This window comes from Vibrio sp. Vb1554 (assembly GCF_033344235.1).
In genome coordinates this window covers 386-1,961 of the sequence record NZ_JAWPOJ010000093.1, presented here as the reverse complement: position 1 = coordinate 1,961, position 1,576 = coordinate 386, and the positions used below count along the sequence as shown (strand labels likewise).

Genomic DNA, 1,576 nt, shown 5'->3' with positions numbered 1-1,576 from the left:
TTTCTGACCTAAACCTCGACCTACAAGGTCTATCTGGTGACAACAATATGTTGGCGTACAGCTTAACGGGGCAAGTGGAAGCAAACCTACGAGAAACGACACTACGTTCACAAGCCGATAAGTCGCTTAAGAGCATCACGTTTTCCCCTATTCGAGTGCACGCGCAGCGGGGCGCAGTATCGCTCAAGCCTGTAACCATCTCCGGCAATGTCATATCCGGTCAGATTGGCGGCGAGTTTGACATGGCCAACAACCCACTCAGCGGTTTGACATTCCAGCTCAAGGATCACTGCGGCATAATCATAGGCGATCTGCTCGATGGTGAAATATCACGTAATGACTGCGACTCACCACAACAGCCAGACCACTTAACGCCGAACGTACCAACGAACGATGCTCAGCCGGAGGAATCGAGCTTTCATGGCATTGCAGAGGCGAATCTAGAGCAACCGGAAGAAGAGCTGGTTGAGGAGATAACAGAAGAGTTAGAGCCGGCTACGAACGAGGTCGTAGCCGAAGAAGAACTAGCAACTGAGTAGCTGCGAATAGTTGGGCAACAGCATGTACGTGCCAACGAAATCAACCGCAGGCGTATCGCCGCTGTAAATCACCACATGGATGACAATGCGCGCCTTGCGCCCTGACGCCAAGCGATCCAAATCACCACTGATACCATCAAGCGAGGTACTCGCCACCGGATTTTGCTCCACCGGATGACGATAACGAATCGAGCTGTCTGCCAGAACAATATCGCCATGCAAACCGCGCTCTTTGAGCAGTAACCACGTCATTCCCCATCCCGTCAGCGTTGCCAACGTAAATGCCGAACCAGCAAACATGGTATTGTGCGGGTTCAAATTCGGATTGAGCTGGGCACTGCATTCGAACTGATAACCAGTGTATTGGTTGATTTTGATGCCCATTTTGTCCGCAATTGGGATCTGCGCTTCCCAGCGCTGCTGCAATTCCGTGCACCATTCTGGGCGACGTAACACATTCGCCATCGGATCAAGCGGCTTCACCATTTGTTGGTGACGGACCGGACCGCGTTCATCGGTCAACTCACCACGACGTTCAAAACCATTTTTTTCATAAAACGCAATCGCATCTTCACGGGCATTACATACCAAACGTTTCGCACCTTCTTGGCGCGCAAGCGATTCCAACGCGACCAACACCAGTGAGCCCATGCCTTTGCTGCGACGATTGCCTTTCACCGCCATATAGCGGATTTGGCCATCGTTATCCGGAGTAATGTACAAACGTCCGATCGCCATTGGACGACCACGGCTATCCACAATCATGCGGTGGTGGCTCACCACGTCATATTCATCACGTTCAGAGCCTACTGGCATGCGCCATGGCTCTCGAAGCATTTGCCAACGAAATTGATAGTACTTGTTAAGCTGATTTTCGGTTGTTGGAGTTATGAGTTTGAACATATCAATCCTTTGAAAGTGCAAATCAGTAAGAATCTTGGGGAGAAAATACCCAAGTAAAATCAAACCACTTGGGTATATAGCTTAGACCATGGGTGTATCCACGCCAGATTAGACCTGTAGCCAAAAAGTCACTG

General features: G+C 50.3%; 2 protein-coding genes. One reads left to right on the top strand and one right to left on the bottom strand.

Going from position 1 to position 1,576, the window contains the following annotated elements:
• Positions 1–539, top strand: a 539-nt coding sequence (locus R8N28_RS23865; protein WP_318183501.1) for an AsmA family protein, incomplete at its 5' end; no start/stop codon positions are given.
• On the opposite strand, the gene R8N28_RS23860 is transcribed toward R8N28_RS23865, so the two are convergent.
• Entirely contained in the window at positions 525–1,442 is a 918-nt protein-coding gene (locus R8N28_RS23860) for a bifunctional GNAT family N-acetyltransferase/hotdog fold thioesterase (protein ID WP_005456791.1), read from the bottom strand. The two genes, R8N28_RS23865 and R8N28_RS23860, sit on opposite strands and share 15 nt — an antisense overlap.
• Positions 1,443–1,576: the final 134 nt, after the last annotated feature.